A 16,369-nucleotide genomic window follows, 5' to 3' on the forward strand; every position below is an offset into this window, starting at 1 on the left:
AGGTTAGGCGGCCGCCCGAATCTGCAGCGCGGCGGGCGGCATCCCCGTCACACTTCCAGCGACACCCACAGCACCTTGGCGTCGTCCTTGCTGACCGACACGCAGCCATGGCCCATGCCGCTGTCGTAATAGACCGAGTCGCCGGGTCCCATACGCAGCGGCCGGTAATGCTCAGTATAAAGGATCACCTCGCCGCTCAGCACAAACATGAACTCCTCGCCCTGGTGGCGCACCCAATTGTCGAACTCTGTGACATCACGGGCCTTGATGGTGCTGATGTAAGGCACCATGCGTTTGCTGGTCAGCTCGCTGCACAGAAGTTCATGGTCATAGGTGGTAGTTTCCTTGTGCTCGCCCTCGCCGGTGCGGGTAAAGTCCCGCCGTCCGGTCACGCCGCTTTGCCCGGACTGCAGGAACAGCTGCGGGGTTTCCAGCTCCAGCGTTTGCATCAGGCGGCGGATAATCTCGAAACTGGGCCGGGTCTGGTTGTTCTCGATCTTCGACAAAGTCGAGCGCCCGATGGCCGCAGCCTTGGCCGCCTCCTCCAGCGTCAGCCCCTTCTCCTTACGGGCGTCGCGAATCATTTTCCCCAGGACTTCCCCGTCCGGAGCCTCCATGGCCTCGGGGCCCAGTCCTGTTTCTTCTAAGGGAATTGGTTCCATTTCTGCGAATTCTCCTGATCCGAAAACAGCTTAGCTTTGATGTATTCCCGGGTCAAAATTTCCGTGACTGCACTTTTTGTTTGCAAGAGGGAAAAAGTTTCCTATAGGAGACGCAACGTCGTATACGGCAGCATACGTGCCGGTCCTAGACCGCTTTTCGGAGGAGAAACCACATGAGCGCATATGATCTGATTGTGATCGGGGCTGGGCCGGGCGGTTATGTCGCAGCAATCCGCGCGGCGCAGCTGGGCATGAAGGTGGCCTGCGTCGAAGGCCGCGGCTCGCTGGGCGGCACCTGTCTCAACGTCGGCTGCATCCCCTCCAAGGCGCTGCTGACCTCCTCTGCCAAATATGCTGAGCTCTCCCATCTGGCTGCACATGGAATTGCCGTCGGGGGCGCCAGTCTGGATATGGGCGCGCTGATGGCCCGCAAGGACAAGATTGTAGGCGACCTCACCAAGGGCATCGCCTTTCTGTTCAAGAAGAACGGTGTCGACCACATTGAAGGCTGGGCCAGCATTCCGGCGCCCGGCCAAGTGCAGGTGGGTGAAGACGCTTACACCGCAAAGAACATCCTCATTGCCACCGGTTCGGAACCCAGCCCCCTCCCCGGCGTGGAAATCGACGAGGTGGACGTGCTGAGCAGCACCGGTGCGCTGGCCCTCGAAGCCGCGCCAGAGCACCTGGTGGTGATCGGCGCCGGCGTGATCGGGCTTGAACTCGGGCAGGTCTGGTCACGCCTCGGCTCCAAGGTGACGGTTGTGGAATACCTCGACCGCATCCTGCCCGGCATTGACGGCGAGATCGCCAAGCTGTCCCAGCGGGCGCTGAGCAAGCGCGGACTGAAGTTTCAGCTGGGCCGGGCGCTGAAGACCGTCGAAAAGGGTGAAAACGGCCTGACCCTGACCCTGGACCGCGTGGGCAAGGACAAGGAAGAGCAGATCGAGGCGGACAAGGTGCTGGTCGCCATCGGCCGCCGCCCGGTGACCCGCGGTCTGGGCCTGGAAAGCTTGGGTGTGTCCATCAACGCTGGTGGCTTCATCGAGGTGGACGAGCGCTTCTCCACCTCCGTTCCGGGGATCTATGCCATCGGAGACTGCGTGCCCGGCCCGATGCTGGCCCACAAGGCAGAAGAAGACGGCGTTGCCTGTGTGGAAATCATGGCGGGCGAGCACGGCCATGTGGATTACAACACCGTGCCGGGCGTGGTTTACACCGACCCCGAAGTCGCTTCTGTCGGTCAGACCGAGGAAGCGCTGAAAGAGGCCGGCACTGAATACATCACCGGCAAATTTGCCTTCATGGCCAACTCCCGCGCCCGCTCCACCGGGGAAACCGACGGCGCGGTGAAGGTGCTGGCTACGCCCGAAGGCAAGATCCTTGGCGCGCATATTTGCGGTGCGCATGGCGGCGATTTGATTGCCGAGCTGGTGCTGGCGATGACCAAGGGTGCCAGCGCCGAAGAGGTTGCCCGCACCTGCCACGCCCACCCGGCGATGGGCGAGGCGGTGAAGGAAGCCTGCCTCGACGCGCTTGGCCGCGCAATTCACGCCTGATCCGGAGGAAATTGTCAGATGACAATCCAGCTGCGTCCCCGCCATCCGGAAAAGGCCCACAAGGCCGACAGCGCCATCCCGCGCAAACCGAAATGGATCCGCAAAAAGAAGATCGAAAGCGCGGAGTATTACGACACACGCAAGCTGATGCGGGAGCACAATCTGGCCACCGTCTGCGAAGAGGCCGCCTGCCCCAACATCGGCGAATGCTGGTCCAAGCGCCACGCCACCATGATGATCATGGGCGAGGTCTGCACCCGCGGCTGCTCCTTTTGCAACGTAACCACCGGCAAGCCGGATACGCTGGATGCGTTTGAGCCGGGGCGGGTTGCCGCCGCGGTAAAGAAGCTGGGCCTGCGCCATGTTGTGATCACATCTGTTGACCGGGACGATCTGGAGGACGGCGGTGCAGAGCATATCGCCCAGACCATCCGCGCCACCCGCCACCAGAATCCTGGCACCACTATCGAGGTGCTGACCCCGGATTTCCTGGGCAAGGGCGCGGCGGCTGATACGGTGTTTGCGGCTGCCCCGGACGTTTTCAACCACAATCTGGAAACCGTGCCGCGCCTCTATCCCCGTGTGCGCCCGGGTGCGCGCTATTACACCTCGCTGCGGCTGCTGGATGATGCCAAGCGCGCAAACCCGCAACTGTTCACCAAGTCCGGCATCATGGTCGGCCTGGGCGAGACGCTGGAGGACGTGCGCCAGGTGATGGATGACTTACGCGCTGCTCAGGTCGATTTCCTGACCGTGGGCCAGTACCTGCAGCCCACCCCCAAACACCATCCGATCGACCGTTTCTGGTCGCCGGAGGAATTCGCGCAGCTGGAACAGATCGCGCGCTCCAAGGGATTTTTGCATGTGTCAGCGACACCGCTGACCCGCTCTTCGTTCCACGCGGATGAAGATTTTGCCGCCCTGAAAAAGGCCCGTCAGATGGCTTTGGCAAAGGGCATTTAACCTTAACGCAAGCGGGAGGAGACCCATGGAAGCGTTAAATTCAATTGTAGGAGCCGTAAACGGCGTGGTTTGGGGGCCGATGATGCTGGTCCTCATTCTCGGCGTCGGCTTCTTCCTTCAGGTCGGCCTGAAGTTCATGCCTATCCGGAAACTGGGCATGGGCTTTGGCCTGATGTTCAAGGGCCGTGAAGGCACCGGCGAAGGCCAGATCACCCCGTTCAACGCGCTGATGACCGCCCTTTCGGCGACCATCGGCACCGGCAACATCGCAGGCGTCGCCACCGCCGTGTTCCTCGGCGGCCCCGGCGCGCTGTTCTGGATGTGGATGACCGCGCTGGTTGGCATGGCCACCAAGTATTCCGAAGCCGTTTGCGCCGTGAAATTCCGCGAGCGCGATGAAGAAGGCAACTATGTCGGCGGCCCGATGTATTACATCAAGAACGGCCTCGGCGCGAAATGGGCCTGGCTGGGCGTTGCCTTTGCCGTGTTCGGCTCCATCGCCGCCTTCGGAATCGGCAACGGCGTGCAGGCCAACGGCGTGGCGCAGGTTCTGGAAACCAACTTCGGCTTCAACAGCTCCATCACCGGCATCGTGCTGATGGTGCTGACCGGCGCCGTGATCCTGGGTGGCATCACCCGCATCGGCGCGGTGGCAGGCAAGCTGGTTCCGTTCATGGCGGTCAGCTACATCATCGCAGGCCTCATCGTTCTGGTTGTCAACGCGGACGCCATCGGCACCGCCTTCAGCCTTGTCTTCACCCATGCCTTCACCCCCTCGGCAGCCGAAGGCGGCTTTGCCGGTGCGGCAGTCTGGGCGGCAATCCGCTTTGGTGTGGCCCGCGGCGTGTTCTCCAACGAAGCAGGCCTCGGCTCTGCCCCGATCGCCCACGCCGCGGCTGAGACCAAAGGTCCGGTCAACCAGGGCCTGATCGCGATGCTCGGCACCTTCATCGACACCATCATCGTCTGTTCGATCACCGGCCTGGCGATCATCGCTTCCGGCGCCTGGACCTCTGGTGAATCCGGTGCGGCGCTGACCTCACTGGCATTCGAGACCTCGCTACCCGGCTTCGGCGGCTACCTGATTGCCATCGCGCTGTCGATCTTTGCCTTCACCACAATCCTCGGTTGGTCCTATTATGGCGAGAAGTGCATGGAGTTCCTGTTCGGTGTGAAGGTAATGCTGCCCTACCGCATCCTGTGGATCGTCGCGATCTACTTTGGCGCCACCGCTGACCTGGGCTTTATCTGGCTGCTGGCTGACACGCTGAACGCGATGATGGCCATCCCGAACCTGATTGCACTGGCCCTGCTGAGCCCGATCGTCTTCAAGGTGACGAAAGAGTTCTTTGCCACCGGCGGCAAATCGGAAGAAGCCCGCCACCCTGCGGAATAAGCTCTCCGGGAGGGCGCGCCCTGTGCCCTCCCCCACCCCGAAACCCTAGTAATGCAAAGGCTGCACAGGATGACCGACGCACCCAAACGCACCCCGCTTTATGACCTGCACGTCGAGCTTGGCGGCAAGATGGTCGACTTCGCCGGCTGGGAAATGCCGGTCCAGTACCCCATGGGCATCATGGGCGAGCACAAGCAGTGCCGCGAGAAGGCAGCGCTGTTTGACGTCTCCCACATGGGCCAAGTGATCCTGCGCGGCGAGAACGTGGGCGAGAAGCTGGAAACGCTCTGCCCGCAGGCCTATGCCACCCTGAAGGAAGGCAAGGCGCGCTACGGCTTCTTCACCAACGAAGAGGGCGGCATCATGGATGACCTGATCGTCTCCAACGCCGGCGACCACTACTTTGTCGTGGTGAACGCGGCGCTGCGCCACCAGGACATCCCGCATATGCAGGCCCATCTGGACGGCGTCGAAGTGACTGAGATCTTCGACCGCGCGCTGGTTGCCGTGCAAGGTCCCAAGGCCGAGGACGTGGTGGGCGCGCTGTGCTCCGCCGCCCGTGAGCTGAAGTTCATGGAAACCACCGTAGCGGACATCGACGGCGTCGAATGCCGCATCTCGCGCCTCGGCTACACCGGAGAAGACGGCTACGAAATCTCCATCCCGGAAGCCGATGCCATCCGCATTTCCAAACTGTTCCTGGCCCATGAAGACTGCGAGCCCGCAGGCCTCGGTGCCCGCGACAGCTTGCGCCTCGAAGCCGGCCTCTGCCTCTATGGCAACGACATCGACCAGTCGACATCGCCGATCGAGGCGTCGCTGGCCTGGGCGATCCAGAAGCGCCGCAAGGAAGAGGGCGGCTTCCCCGGTGCCGCCCGCATCCAGAAGGAACTGGCCGAGGGCCCGTCGAAGAATTTGGTCGGCATCAAGCCTGAAGGCCGCGCCCCCGCCCGCCAGGGTGTGGAAGTCCAAAGCGAAGGCGGCGATACTCTCGGCACCATCACCTCGGGCAGCTTCGGCCCCACCGTCGGCGGCCCGGTCGCCATGGGCTATGTTGCGGCAGACCATTCCGCGCCCGGCACCAAGGTAAACCTCATTATCCGCGGCAAGGCGCAGCCGGCTGAAATCGTTGCCCTGCCCTTCGTCACTCAGAACTACAAACGCTAAGACATCATCAGGAGAGTCAACATGGCCACCTATTACTCTGAAGACCACGAGTGGATCACCGTTGAAGGCGACACTGCAACTCTGGGCATTACCAAGCACGCCGCAGACCAGCTGGGCGAAGTTGTCTTTGTCGAGCAGCGCGAAGCCGGTGAAGAATTCGAAAAAGGCGGCGAAATCGGCGTTATCGAGTCGGTGAAAGCCGCTTCCGAAATCTACGCGCCGCTGGACGGCGAAGTGGTCGAGGTGAACGAGACCCTGGCCGACAACCCCGGCGCCCTGAACGAAAGCCCGGAAGGCGACGCCTGGATTTACAAGATCAAGATCTCCGACGCCTCCCAGCTGGACGATCTGATGGATCTGGACGGCTACAAGGCCCTGATCGGCTGAATGCCCTGGCGGATCCGCCGCAACCCGCCCGGATCCGCTCTTCATCTGGCTAAAAATATCCCCGCCGGAGGCTCCCGCAGTTCCGGCCGGGCGTGACCTTCATACAGGAGCGCTTTAAATGGCCTTCAAACTTACCGATTACGAAGCCTACGACTTCGCCAACCGGCGCCACATCGGCCCGTCGCCGACCGAGATGCGCGATATGCTGCAGGTGATCGGCTTCAAAACCCTGGACGAGCTGATCGATGCCACCGTGCCGCCAGCCATCCGCCAGAAAGAGGCGCTGGACTGGGGCCCGGCGATGACCGAGCGCGATGCGCTTTTCCACATGAAGCAGGTGGCAAGCAAGAACAAGGTGGTGACCTCGCTGATCGGCCAGGGCTACTATGGCACCACCACGCCGGCGCCGATCCTGCGCAACATCCTGGAAAACCCGGCCTGGTACACCGCCTATACCCCCTATCAGCCGGAAATCTCCCAGGGCCGTCTTGAGGCGCTCCTGAACTTCCAGACCATGGTCAGCGACCTGACCGGCCTGGACATCGCAAACGCGTCACTCCTGGACGAAGCAACCGCCGCTGCCGAAGCCATGGCAATGGCGCACCGCGGCTCGCGCTCCAAGGCGAACAACGCAGCCTTCTTCGTCGACAAGAACTGCCACCCGCAGACCGTTGCCGTGATCCAGACCCGCGCCGAGCCCCTGGGCATCGACGTGGTGGTTGCCGATCCGGACGAGCTGGACCCGGGCGCGGTCTTTGGCGCGATCTTCCAGTACCCTGGCACCTACGGCCATGTGCGGGATTTCACCAAGGAAATCGAAGCTATCCACGAGCACAAGGGCATCGCCGTTGTGGCCGCCGACATCCTGGCGCTGGCGCTGCTGAAGTCGCCCGGCGAAATGGGCGCGGATATTGCCATCGGCTCCACCCAGCGCTTTGGCGTTCCGATGGGCTATGGCGGCCCGCACGCAGCCTATATGGCAACCACCGACAAGCTGAAGCGCGCCATGCCCGGCCGCATCATCGGTGTCTCCGTCGACGCCCGCGGCAACAAGGCCTACCGCCTGGCGCTGCAGACCCGCGAACAGCACATCCGCCGTGAGAAAGCCAACTCCAACGTCTGCACCGCGCAGGCGCTGCTGGCCGTTATCGCGTCGATGTATGCGGTCTACCACGGCCCCGACGGCATCAAGGCGATCGCCCAGTCGGTGCACCGCAAGACCTCGCGCCTGGCCGCGGGTCTGGAGGAGCACGGCTTCAAGGTGGAGCCGGAAGTGTTCTTCGACACCATCACCGTCGAGGTCGGCCCGCTGCAGAAAACCGTGATGGAAGCGGCTGTCGCCCGCGGTGTTAACCTGCGCAAGGTGGGCGAAGACCGTATCGGCATTTCGCTGGACGAGCAGACCCGCGCCGAGACCATCGAAGCCGTCTGGGGTGCCTTCGGCATCGAAAAGAAGGACGACAGCGTCAAGAACCGCGCCTACCGCCTGCCCGACTACGCGCTGCGTGAAAGCGAGTATCTGACCCACCCGATCTTCCACAAGAACCGGGCCGAGGCAGAGATCACCCGCTACATGCGCCGGCTGGCCGACCGCGACCTGGCGCTGGACCGTGCGATGATCCCGCTGGGGTCCTGCACCATGAAGCTGAACGCGACCATCGAGATGATCCCGGTCACCTGGCCGGAATTCGGCAACCTGCACCCCTTCTGCCCGGAAGACCAGGCGCAGGGCTACCACCAGATGATCGCCGATCTGAACGACAAGCTGTGCCAGATCACCGGCTATGACGCGATTTCCCAGCAGCCGAACTCCGGCGCGCAGGGCGAATACGCGGGCCTTCTGACCATCCGCAACTACCACACCGCCCGCGGCGAGGGTCACCGCAACGTCTGCTTGATCCCGACCTCCGCGCACGGCACCAACCCGGCATCGGCGCAGATGGTGGGCTGGAAAGTGGTTCCGATCAAAGCGGACGACAAGGGCAACATCGACCTGGCCGACTTCCGCGAGAAGGCAGAGAAACACTCTGACCACCTTGCAGGCTGCATGATCACCTACCCGTCCACCCATGGCGTGTTCGAGACTACCGTGCAGGAAGTGTGCGACATCACCCATGAGCACGGCGGCCAGGTGTACATCGACGGCGCCAACATGAACGCCATGGTGGGCCTGTCGCGTCCGGGTGACATCGGCGGCGACGTCAGCCACCTGAACCTGCACAAGACTTTCTGCATTCCGCACGGCGGCGGCGGCCCCGGCATGGGTCCGATCGGCGTCAAGGCGCATCTGGCAGAGCACCTGCCGGGCCACCCGGAATACGGCACCGCCGTGGGTCCGGTCTCGGCTGCTCCGTTCGGCTCGCCCTCGATCCTGCCGGTCAGCTGGGCCTACTGCCTGCTGATGGGCGGCGAGGGCCTGACCCAGGCGACCCGCGTGGCGATCCTGAACGCCAACTACATCGCGGCACGCCTGAAAGAGGCCTACAAGATCCTCTACACCTCGGAAACGGGCCGGGTTGCGCATGAGTGCATCCTGGACACCCGTCCGCTGGCGGAGGAAGGCAACGTCACCGTGGACGACATCGCCAAGCGTCTGGTCGACTCGGGCTTCCACGCCCCGACCATGTCCTGGCCGGTGGCGGGCACGCTGATGGTGGAGCCGACGGAATCCGAACCCAAGGATGAGCTGGACCGCTTCTGCGACGCCATGCTGTCGATCCGTTCGGAGGCGCAGGACATCATCGACGGCAAGATCGATCCCGAGAACAACCCGCTCAAGCACGCGCCGCACACGGTGCGCGACCTGGTGGGCGAATGGGACCGCCCCTACAGCCGCGAACAGGCCTGCTTCCCGCCGGGCAACCTCGGCGTCGACAAGTACTGGCCGGTGGTGAACCGGGTCGACAACGCCTATGGCGACCGTCACCTGGTCTGCACCTGCCCGCCGATGTCGGACTACGAAGAAAGCGAAGCCTGATCCCTCAGGCCTCCCGCCCCGCCGGCCTGCCCGGCGGGGCACCCCCGCAGCCCCCATGGCGCTGCATCCCCGCATGACCCGCTCAGAGGAGAGAATGATGTCCCGTCTCGAACCGCTGACCGTGCCAGCGTCCCGGCGATCCGCTGACAGCGCGGCACAGGCCCGCCTCCACGACGTCGAAATCATTCTGCCGCAGTCGGAGCCCCCCGCCGCGGCTCAGATGATCTGCGAAGTGTTCCGCGCCGCCAACGATCTGTTTCCCGACAGCGGCTACCGCACCGCCGTGCGCAATCTCAGCTCGCAGATGCGCGCGGTTCCCGCAGGATGGAAGCCGCAGACGGTGATTTTCCTCGGCGGCATTTCCAGCCGGTGGCCATTGAATTCCGGAGAAAAGGCAAGCCTGCAGCGGATCTGCCGCCAGGCGCAGCGCTGCCTGTTTGCCGGCAGCGCCATCTTCCTGCTGCCCGAAACCGGGATCAATGCACCGGTTGAAAGTGCCGTGCACGCAAACTTTGCCGCCGCCGCAGCGGAGGAACAGCTGGCCTGCGCCCCGGCGGGCACCCTGACCACAACGTCGGGCAGGATCAGCACCGCTGTCAGCAGCTTTGCCGCGCTGCGCGTGCTTGCCGCGTTCCTGCGTGCCGACCGCGGCCCCTTCATTGCCGACGCGGTCTGCGACTATCTTGGCCTCGCCTTCGGCCCGGTATCGGAACAGTCCAAGGTGTCCCTGCAACTGCGCCAGACCGCAGGCGGCGACGCGCTGATCGTAAAGATCCTCGACCTGATGCAGCAGAACCTGGAAGAGCCGCTTTTGATCCGCGACATCGCCCAACAGGCCGGGGTTTCACCGCGCAAGCTGGAGCGCCGCTTCCAGCAGAAAGCCCGCACCAGCCCGCTGGCGGCCTACCGCAAGCTACGCATTGAAAAGGCGCGCCAGCTGTTGCTGCACACCACCCTGCCGCTGGCCGAGATCGTCGCCGCCACCGGTTTTGGCTCGCGCAGCAGCCTGACCGAATGGTTCAAGCGCGAGTACAAGACCAGCCCGCAGGCCTTCCGCAAACAATATTACGCAGACCGCCACCCGGCTGGCTCAGCTGCCTGAGACCAGCTGGTACCGGTAAAGAAGAAGGCGGCCCTTAGGTCGCCTTTTCTAGTTTCCTTGCCAGGTCAGTTGCCTGAGTTGTCCTCGCCGCCGCCGGACAGGGCGTTTGGATCGAAGACGTTGCCGAAGCCGGAGGAATTGCCCTGCGGGTTCTGCTCCGTCTCTGCGCCGTCGTCGCTGCTGCCCGACAGGTTGCCCGGAGCAAAGACGCCACCGAAGCCGGAGCTGCCGCCGGTCGAGGGCGCAGTTGGCGCAGGCGCTTCGCCCTGCTGTTCCAGCTGCTCCTGGCGGCGCAGCTCGCGCTGGCGGCGCAGCTCCTGGATGCGCTGTTCAGTCTCCAGGCGCTTCTGCTCCTGCACATCGGCGATGCATTGGGCCGGGCTGTAGACCGATGCCGTGCCCACCACCGCCACCGTGGCGCAGGCGACCACCACCAGCGCCACCGCCGCGGCGTTGGAGCTCAAGAAACCGGGCAGCCGCAGCCTGCCGCTTTCCAGCTCTTCCACCGTGGCCTTTTTGCGCGCCGCCGCAACCAGCTCCTTGCGGCGGATCGAGGCCTCGTTGGCGAGCGCCGCAATCACCGTCAGCACCACGATGATGAAGGCCAGCGCCGAGATCGCGGGAGTGATGCCGTAGCGGACCTTCTGGGCCAGCTCGATGGTCAGCGTCGGGTATTCGCCGAAGGTGAAGGTGGTAGTGTTGTAGTTCTCGAAGCTTGCGAGAAACGCCAGCACCGCCGCCGAGGCAATGGCGGGCCGCATGAACGGCAAGAGCACCTTGCGGAAGGCCTGGGCATGGCTGGCGCCGAGGTCCAGCGCCGCCTCCGTGAGCGCCACGTCATAGCGCTGCAGACGGGCCACCAGGACCAGCATGCAGTAGCTGGCGATGAAGGTGGACTGGCCGATGATGGTCAGAAACAGACCGTTCGAGAGCCAGCTGTCGGCGCCAAGCCCCAGCATCCGGTTGATCCGGTCCCAGAACACCAGGGTCGAGATCCCCAAGACCACGCCGGGAATGAGGATCGGCGCGATGATGATGGTGTAATAGGTGGCGCGCAGCTTGGGCCAGATCTGGGTCAGCATCAGCGCCCCCGCCAGACCCATGGCCACCGACAAGACCACCGTGCCCGCCCCCACCAGGATCGAGTTCCAGATGCCGTTCAGGATCCGTTCGTCCCGGAACAGGGCCGAAAACCACTCGAACGTCAGGCATTCCCAGGGGGTCATCCGCGGGAAGGAGGGCGAGTTGAAGGCGGTCGCCGACATGATCACCAGCGGGCCCAAGAGATAGGCAAAGAAGATGGCCAGATAGACCCAGAGGCTCAGGCGCATAAAGGAGAAGCTCTTCATTTGCCGATATCCCCCATGTTGACCTTGAACAAGCGCATCACCGCCAGCACCAAGAGGATACAGGTGACCAGCAGCACCACTGCATAGGCCGCGCCCTGCGGCCAGTCTGAGTTGTCATTGAACTGCTGATAGATCAGCTGGGTGAACCACAAGGATGACGGCCCGCCCAGGATCTGGGGTGCGGCCAGCGCGCCCGCCGACAGCATGAACACCATAGTGCAGCCGGAGGAGATGCCCGGCTTGGCATAAGGGATCACCACCCGCTGGTGGATCTTGGCCCAGCTGGCGCCCATGTCGCGCGCCGCCTCGATCTGGTTGCGGTCCAGGCTTTCGATCACATTGTAGATCGGGAAGATCATCAAGAGGATGTAGGCGTACCCCAGACCCGCATAAAGCGCGATGTCATTGCGGATGAAGTCAAACGGCGTGTCGAAGATCCCCAAGCCCACCAAGGCGTTGTTCAAAACCCCGGTCTCGCCGAAGATGATGCGCAGCGCAAAGGCCCGCAGGATCTCGTTGATCCAGTAGGGGATGATCAGCATCAGCGCGAAGATGCGGATGTGGTTGCCCTTGGTCTGGGCCAGGTAATAGGCGATCGGGTAGCACAGGATCAGGTTGAAGACGGTAACGCAGACGGCCGCCACCAGGGTGCGGAAGAACACCTTGAGGTCGACCGCGTTATAGTCCTGGCTGCCGCCTTCCGGCCCGTAGACCAGGTATTTGTAATTCTCCAGCGTGTAGACGTCCTTGGGCCCGCCGATTTCCGGCGGCGGCAGGTTGGGACGGAAGGAAAAGTCGAGCATCGACAGCTGCGGCAGGATGATCAGGCCAATGGTCCAGAACAGGACCAGACCCAGCATCAGGCTGCCCATGCCGGTGCCGTTGCGTTTGAAGAACTCCCTTAGGAAGCTTGGCATGGCTAGAGGCCTCCCTTATTCCGCCGCCAGCTCACCCGCGGGCACGATGACGGCATTGTTCGTCTCGTATTCCAGGGTGATGTTCTGGCCGGTGTGGTCCTCGAACGACTGGCCGAGGTTGGGGATCGAGACTTTCAGCTCCTTGCCGCCCTCGCCCTCCATGAAGATGTTGAAGACATTGCCCTCGAACTCCTCGTGGTTGACGCGGGCCGTTACAAAGTGATCGCCCGCGGCGCCCTGCGGCGCCAGCGCAAAGGCCTCGGGGCGGATGAACATCATCGCCTCATCGCCCTCTTTCATCTTGCCTTGGTTCGCAGTGGAGATCCGCGCCACCAGGTCGCCCGAGCGGTTGGTGGCGATCAGCGCCTCATTGCCCATGACGCGCTTGATCTTGCCGCGGAAGACGTTGTTTTCACCCACGAAAGACGCGGCAAAAGCGGTCGCAGGGTCGTTATAGATGGTCTTGCCATCGGCAATCTGGTCAATGACGCCCGCCTTCATCACTGCGATATTGTCGGACATGGTCAGCGCCTCGCCCTGGTCGTGGGTGATGTAGATGAAGGTAATGCCAACCCGCTGCTGGATCTCCCGCAGCTCGGTGCGCATGTGCTGGCGCAGCTTCAGGTCCAAGGCCGACAACGGCTCGTCCAACAGCAGCACATCGGGTTCTGCACAGAGGGCGCGCGCAATCGCCACCCGCTGGCGCTGGCCGCCCGACAGTTCCGATGGCAGCTTGTCGCCCTGGCCGGGCAGCGCGATCATGTCCAGCAGCTCATCCGCACGTTTGCGGCGCTCGCGGGCAGAGGCGCCCTTGATTTCCATCGAGAAGGTGATGTTCTCCCAGACCTTCATCAGCGGAAACAGCGCCAGATTCTGGAAGATCAGCGCTGTCGGGCGTTTGTTCGGCCCGATCCCTTTCATGTTATTGCCGCCGATCAGCACGCGCCCATCGCTTGGCTCCAGGAACCCGGAGACCGCCCGCAGGATCGTCGTCTTGCCGCAGCCCGACGGCCCCAGGAAGGAAAAGAAATCCCCTCCATTGATGTTCACATTGGCATCCCGCACGGCGACGAAGTCGCCAAAGCGGATCCACAGGTTTTCGAGATCAACGCCGACCCCAGCACTCATTTGGCTTCTCCCCAGGGTACAGGCAGCCATCCGGCGGCATGCCACCGGCCCCGCAAGACCTGCTTCCCGTATCTGTTCTTTTGTGAATGCGCCGCTAGATGCGCGGATGGCCCCCGGATGTGCCCCGGAGGCCAGATTTTCTCAAGCGCAGCGCTTAGGCGCTCTTGAACTTGTTGACGAACTCGGTGCGCACGTCGGCGTACCAGGGCGCTTCGGCCGGCCAGGGGTTCAGGTTGGCCAGGCTGTCGCCCGGATAGGCCTCGGCGAAGTTCTTCTTGTAGACGTCGCCGGAGTGGCTGTCGGCGCCCAGCACCGGCGAGTTGTAGCCGTGGCTGTCGATCGCCTTGCCCGCGGGCTCCTGCTGGTAGGCATAGTCGATGAAAGCATAGACCTGCTCCTCGTTCTGGGCGCCGACCGGCATCGACATGCCGTCAACCCAGGCCATCGCGCCTTCGACCGGCGCCTGGTAATGCACCGGCTCGCCTGCGGATTTCAGCGCCAGCGGCGGGCCGTCCCAGGTCTGGCCGACCACCACGCCCTCGTTCAGCAGGCCGTTCTTCTGGGTGTCGGCATCGTTCCAGATCAGCTTGATCCGGTCCTTGCGCGCCACGCACCAGTCGGTGACCTGGCCCCAGACCTTGCGCATGGTCTCCTCGTCTTCATAAGCCGCCCAGATCGAGCCTGGCTCCATCTCGCCCGAGGCTTCCATGTAAAGCCCTGCGCCCAGCATCATCGAATGCGCCCGGCCCATGGTCTTGCCGGCGTTTTCCTCGCTCCAGACATCGCCGTAGGACGGCGCATCGCCCGCGGGCAGCCATTTGTCGGTGCGGTAGGCGATGCCCTCGGTGCCCCAGATGTGCGGCAGCCAGTGCACACCTTCGCCGCCGAAGTTCCAGGCATCGGTGCCGATCTTGGCCATCGCCGGGTTCACCGCGTTAATGTTCACCTTGCTCATGTCAAAGGGTTTCAACAGCTCCAGCGGACCCCACTGCAGCGAGCGGTTGTTGGTGGGCGACACGATATCGAAGCCCTGGCCCTTGGTGGCCTTCATCTTGTTGATGATTTCCTCATTGGAGCCGATGCCGGTGTAATTCACCTTGATACCGGTCTTAGCCTCAAAGCCGGAGATGAACTCCGGCGGCAGGTAGTCCGACCACATCAGGATGTTGATTTCTCCCGACGACGCCAGCGCGCTTTTCGAATAAAGCGGCGCCGCCAAAGCCGCAGCGCCTGCACCCTTCAGCAGCGCACGGCGTGAAACATTCGCCTTTACAGTCATTTGAAAAATTCTCCCTTTGGACTGATGTTCATTTTTCTTTTTTGTATGAACGGTGAAACCTTGCGAAGGCTAGCAAGTCTCCAACAGTGACAGTTTAAAAAACTGATAAGGCCAGATTGACAGTCAAATTACCTTTCATGGTGCCAGTTTCGGAACAATGAGCAGCATTTTGCGGCATATTCAAAGGCCTCAAGTCCACCGTTCTCCCGGCAGTCTGCGCTTGCCGGGGCGACCCGTCAACGGAGTTCCCTCTTCAAATGGGAAGGCAGCGGAACGCACAAACCTGTCAGGCGGCCATCGCTGCAGCTCCGCGCGTCTGCCATCCGACGGTCCCATAAAGGTGCGTTTGGCGCAAAAATATGCGCAGCGCCCAGCTTTTGCTTTCTTTGTTCCCAGTTTCTGCGGAACCTCATAAGGCAGCCGCTAAACGGGAAGGAGCCCCATGCCGAGCCAAACCGCCCGCAAGGACCTGAGCCTCAAGGCGCTGGAACTGTTTCAGATCACCGCCCGCAAAGGGTCGCTGCAGGAGGTGTCTGATGAGACGGGACTATCGGTCAGCACCATCTCTCATCACCTGCGCAATCTCGAAGAACACTTAGGGGTGGAGCTGTTCGACCACAGCCGCCGCCCCATGGTGCTGACACCCAAGGGCCAGGTGTTTCTTCGAAATATCGACAATGCGCTGCACGCGATCCGTAAGGCCAAGGCGGAGGCCTCAGCCGGCACCATATCCGATGCCAGCTACCTGCGGCTGGGCACCATAGAGGATTTTGAGAACGATATTGTGCCGGAGCTTGCCGTGTTCCTGTCTGGTACCATGCCGCGTTGCGAATTTTCCTATCACACCGCCTCCAGCCACGCGATACACGCCATGCTGCGCGACCGGCAGCTGGATCTGGGCATCATCTCCACTCCAGCCGAGCGCCACCGCGACCTGAAAGATACGCCGCTGTTGCGGGATCCCTTTGTCGTGGTGGTGCCCAAGGGCAACGAGTACGGGCTGGAGAGGGTAATCGAGGGGAAAAGCGGATTGCCCTTCCTGCGGTTCACCAGCAACCAGATCATCGCCCGGCAGATCGAGACCCAGCTGCGCCGCATGGGGCTGCCCTTGCCGCACCGCTTTGAGTGCGCTAGCAATCAGACGCTGATGGCCATGGTCGCCGCGGGCGCCGGCTGGACCATCACCACACCGTTGCTGTTCTCCCGCGCGAAGCGGTTCCAATCCAAGCTCAGGATGGTTGCGTTTCCCGGCAAGAGCTTCTCCCGCACACTTGCCATCGTCTCGACACCGGATTGCTCCCGCTCGGTACTGGATCTGGTCGACAACCGGACGCGCATGCTGATCACGGAGCACGCAATAAAACCGCTGCACCAAACCGCCCCCTGGCTGTCAGATCGCTTTAAGCTGATTTCCTGAGCTTAGGACGCATCCCGGTCCAGAAGATTTGGACTGCACTTTGCCGAAGCGGCGTTTGCGGCCTTTGCC

General features: G+C 62.8%; 13 protein-coding genes. 8 read left to right on the forward strand and 5 right to left on the reverse strand.

The features are described 5' to 3' along the window. Positions 1 to 47: 47 nt before the first annotated feature. The gene (locus AC5STI_RS10045; RefSeq protein WP_490399727.1) at positions 48 to 662 is read right to left on the reverse strand and encodes a helix-turn-helix domain-containing protein; all 615 of its coding nucleotides are present in this window, start codon (positions 660 to 662) and stop codon (positions 48 to 50) included. Between the two features lie 173 nt (positions 663 to 835). Between AC5STI_RS10045 and lpdA the strand changes: the two genes are divergently transcribed. The 7 genes from lpdA (at position 836) to AC5STI_RS10080 (ending at position 10,210) form a co-directional block, all read left to right on the forward strand. Continuing rightward, positions 836 to 2,218 (forward strand): dihydrolipoyl dehydrogenase, encoded by a 1,383-nt coding sequence (gene lpdA, locus AC5STI_RS10050; RefSeq protein ID WP_495446573.1) that lies wholly within the window; start codon positions 836 to 838, stop codon positions 2,216 to 2,218. Positions 2,219 to 2,236: 18 nt separating this feature from the next. After that, a complete protein-coding gene (gene lipA / locus AC5STI_RS10055) occupies positions 2,237 to 3,181 on the forward strand; it encodes a lipoyl synthase (protein WP_495446574.1) in 945 nt (314 codons plus the stop codon). A gap of 25 nt (positions 3,182 to 3,206) precedes the next feature. Continuing rightward, positions 3,207 to 4,577 (forward strand): alanine/glycine:cation symporter family protein, encoded by a 1,371-nt coding sequence (locus tag AC5STI_RS10060; protein ID WP_495446575.1) that lies wholly within the window; start codon positions 3,207 to 3,209, stop codon positions 4,575 to 4,577. 69 nt (positions 4,578 to 4,646) lie between these two features. After that, positions 4,647 to 5,744: a glycine cleavage system aminomethyltransferase GcvT gene (gene gcvT / locus AC5STI_RS10065; RefSeq protein WP_495446576.1), complete on the forward strand. Its 1,098-nt coding sequence runs from the start codon at positions 4,647 to 4,649 to the stop codon at positions 5,742 to 5,744. Positions 5,745 to 5,765: 21 nt separating this feature from the next. Next, a complete protein-coding gene (gene gcvH, locus AC5STI_RS10070; protein ID WP_495446577.1) occupies positions 5,766 to 6,131 on the forward strand; it encodes a glycine cleavage system protein GcvH in 366 nt (121 codons plus the stop codon). 118 nt (positions 6,132 to 6,249) lie between these two features. Continuing rightward, positions 6,250 to 9,108, forward strand: coding sequence for an aminomethyl-transferring glycine dehydrogenase (gene gcvP / locus AC5STI_RS10075; protein WP_495446578.1), 2,859 nt, complete (start codon positions 6,250 to 6,252; stop codon positions 9,106 to 9,108). 97 nt (positions 9,109 to 9,205) lie between these two features. Further along, a complete protein-coding gene (locus tag AC5STI_RS10080) occupies positions 9,206 to 10,210 on the forward strand; it encodes a helix-turn-helix domain-containing protein (protein WP_495446579.1) in 1,005 nt (334 codons plus the stop codon). Positions 10,211 to 10,275: 65 nt separating this feature from the next. Here the strand turns inward: AC5STI_RS10080 and AC5STI_RS10085 are convergent, their stop codons facing one another. The 4 genes from AC5STI_RS10085 to AC5STI_RS10100 all read right to left on the reverse strand — a co-directional run bounded on the left by AC5STI_RS10085 (position 10,276) and on the right by AC5STI_RS10100 (position 14,883). Then, on the reverse strand, positions 10,276 to 11,559 hold the full coding sequence (locus AC5STI_RS10085) for an ABC transporter permease (RefSeq protein WP_495446580.1): 1,284 nt from the start codon (positions 11,557 to 11,559) through the stop codon (positions 10,276 to 10,278). Continuing rightward, on the reverse strand, positions 11,556 to 12,476 hold the full coding sequence (locus AC5STI_RS10090; protein ID WP_495446581.1) for an ABC transporter permease: 921 nt from the start codon (positions 12,474 to 12,476) through the stop codon (positions 11,556 to 11,558). Before AC5STI_RS10090 ends, AC5STI_RS10085 begins: the two co-directional genes overlap by 4 nt. 15 nt (positions 12,477 to 12,491) lie before the next feature. Beyond that, on the reverse strand, positions 12,492 to 13,604 hold the full coding sequence (locus AC5STI_RS10095) for an ABC transporter ATP-binding protein (protein WP_495446582.1): 1,113 nt from the start codon (positions 13,602 to 13,604) through the stop codon (positions 12,492 to 12,494). Positions 13,605 to 13,758: 154 nt separating this feature from the next. Then, the gene (locus AC5STI_RS10100) at positions 13,759 to 14,883 is read right to left on the reverse strand and encodes an extracellular solute-binding protein (protein ID WP_490399737.1); all 1,125 of its coding nucleotides are present in this window, start codon (positions 14,881 to 14,883) and stop codon (positions 13,759 to 13,761) included. 442 nt (positions 14,884 to 15,325) lie between these two features. On the opposite strand from AC5STI_RS10100, the gene AC5STI_RS10105 reads away from it, so the two are divergent. After that, positions 15,326 to 16,300 (forward strand): LysR family transcriptional regulator, encoded by a 975-nt coding sequence (locus AC5STI_RS10105; protein ID WP_495446583.1) that lies wholly within the window; start codon positions 15,326 to 15,328, stop codon positions 16,298 to 16,300. Positions 16,301 to 16,369: the final 69 nt, after the last annotated feature.

Source organism: Leisingera sp. CC-HEC096 (assembly GCF_059429235.1).

Bases quoted from the DNA above. Each gene is read 5' to 3' on its own strand.
- gcvH (WP_495446577.1), top strand. From the start codon at position 5,766: ATGGCCACCTATTACTCTGAAGACCACGAGTGGATCACCGTTGAAGGC.
- AC5STI_RS10060 (WP_495446575.1), top strand. From the start codon at position 3,207: ATGGAAGCGTTAAATTCAATTGTAGGAGCCGTAAACGGCGTGGTTTGG.
- AC5STI_RS10105 (WP_495446583.1), top strand. From the start codon at position 15,326: ATGCCGAGCCAAACCGCCCGCAAGGACCTGAGCCTCAAGGCGCTGGAA.
- AC5STI_RS10080 (WP_495446579.1), top strand. From the start codon at position 9,206: ATGTCCCGTCTCGAACCGCTGACCGTGCCAGCGTCCCGGCGATCCGCT.
- AC5STI_RS10045 (WP_490399727.1), bottom strand. From the start codon at position 662: ATGGAACCAATTCCCTTAGAAGAAACAGGACTGGGCCCCGAGGCCATG.
- AC5STI_RS10085 (WP_495446580.1), bottom strand. From the start codon at position 11,559: ATGAAGAGCTTCTCCTTTATGCGCCTGAGCCTCTGGGTCTATCTGGCC.
- gcvT (WP_495446576.1), top strand. From the start codon at position 4,647: ATGACCGACGCACCCAAACGCACCCCGCTTTATGACCTGCACGTCGAG.
- AC5STI_RS10100 (WP_490399737.1), bottom strand. From the start codon at position 14,883: ATGACTGTAAAGGCGAATGTTTCACGCCGTGCGCTGCTGAAGGGTGCA.
- AC5STI_RS10095 (WP_495446582.1), bottom strand. From the start codon at position 13,604: ATGAGTGCTGGGGTCGGCGTTGATCTCGAAAACCTGTGGATCCGCTTT.
- lipA (WP_495446574.1), top strand. From the start codon at position 2,237: ATGACAATCCAGCTGCGTCCCCGCCATCCGGAAAAGGCCCACAAGGCC.
- gcvP (WP_495446578.1), top strand. From the start codon at position 6,250: ATGGCCTTCAAACTTACCGATTACGAAGCCTACGACTTCGCCAACCGG.
- AC5STI_RS10090 (WP_495446581.1), bottom strand. From the start codon at position 12,476: ATGCCAAGCTTCCTAAGGGAGTTCTTCAAACGCAACGGCACCGGCATG.
- lpdA (WP_495446573.1), top strand. From the start codon at position 836: ATGAGCGCATATGATCTGATTGTGATCGGGGCTGGGCCGGGCGGTTAT.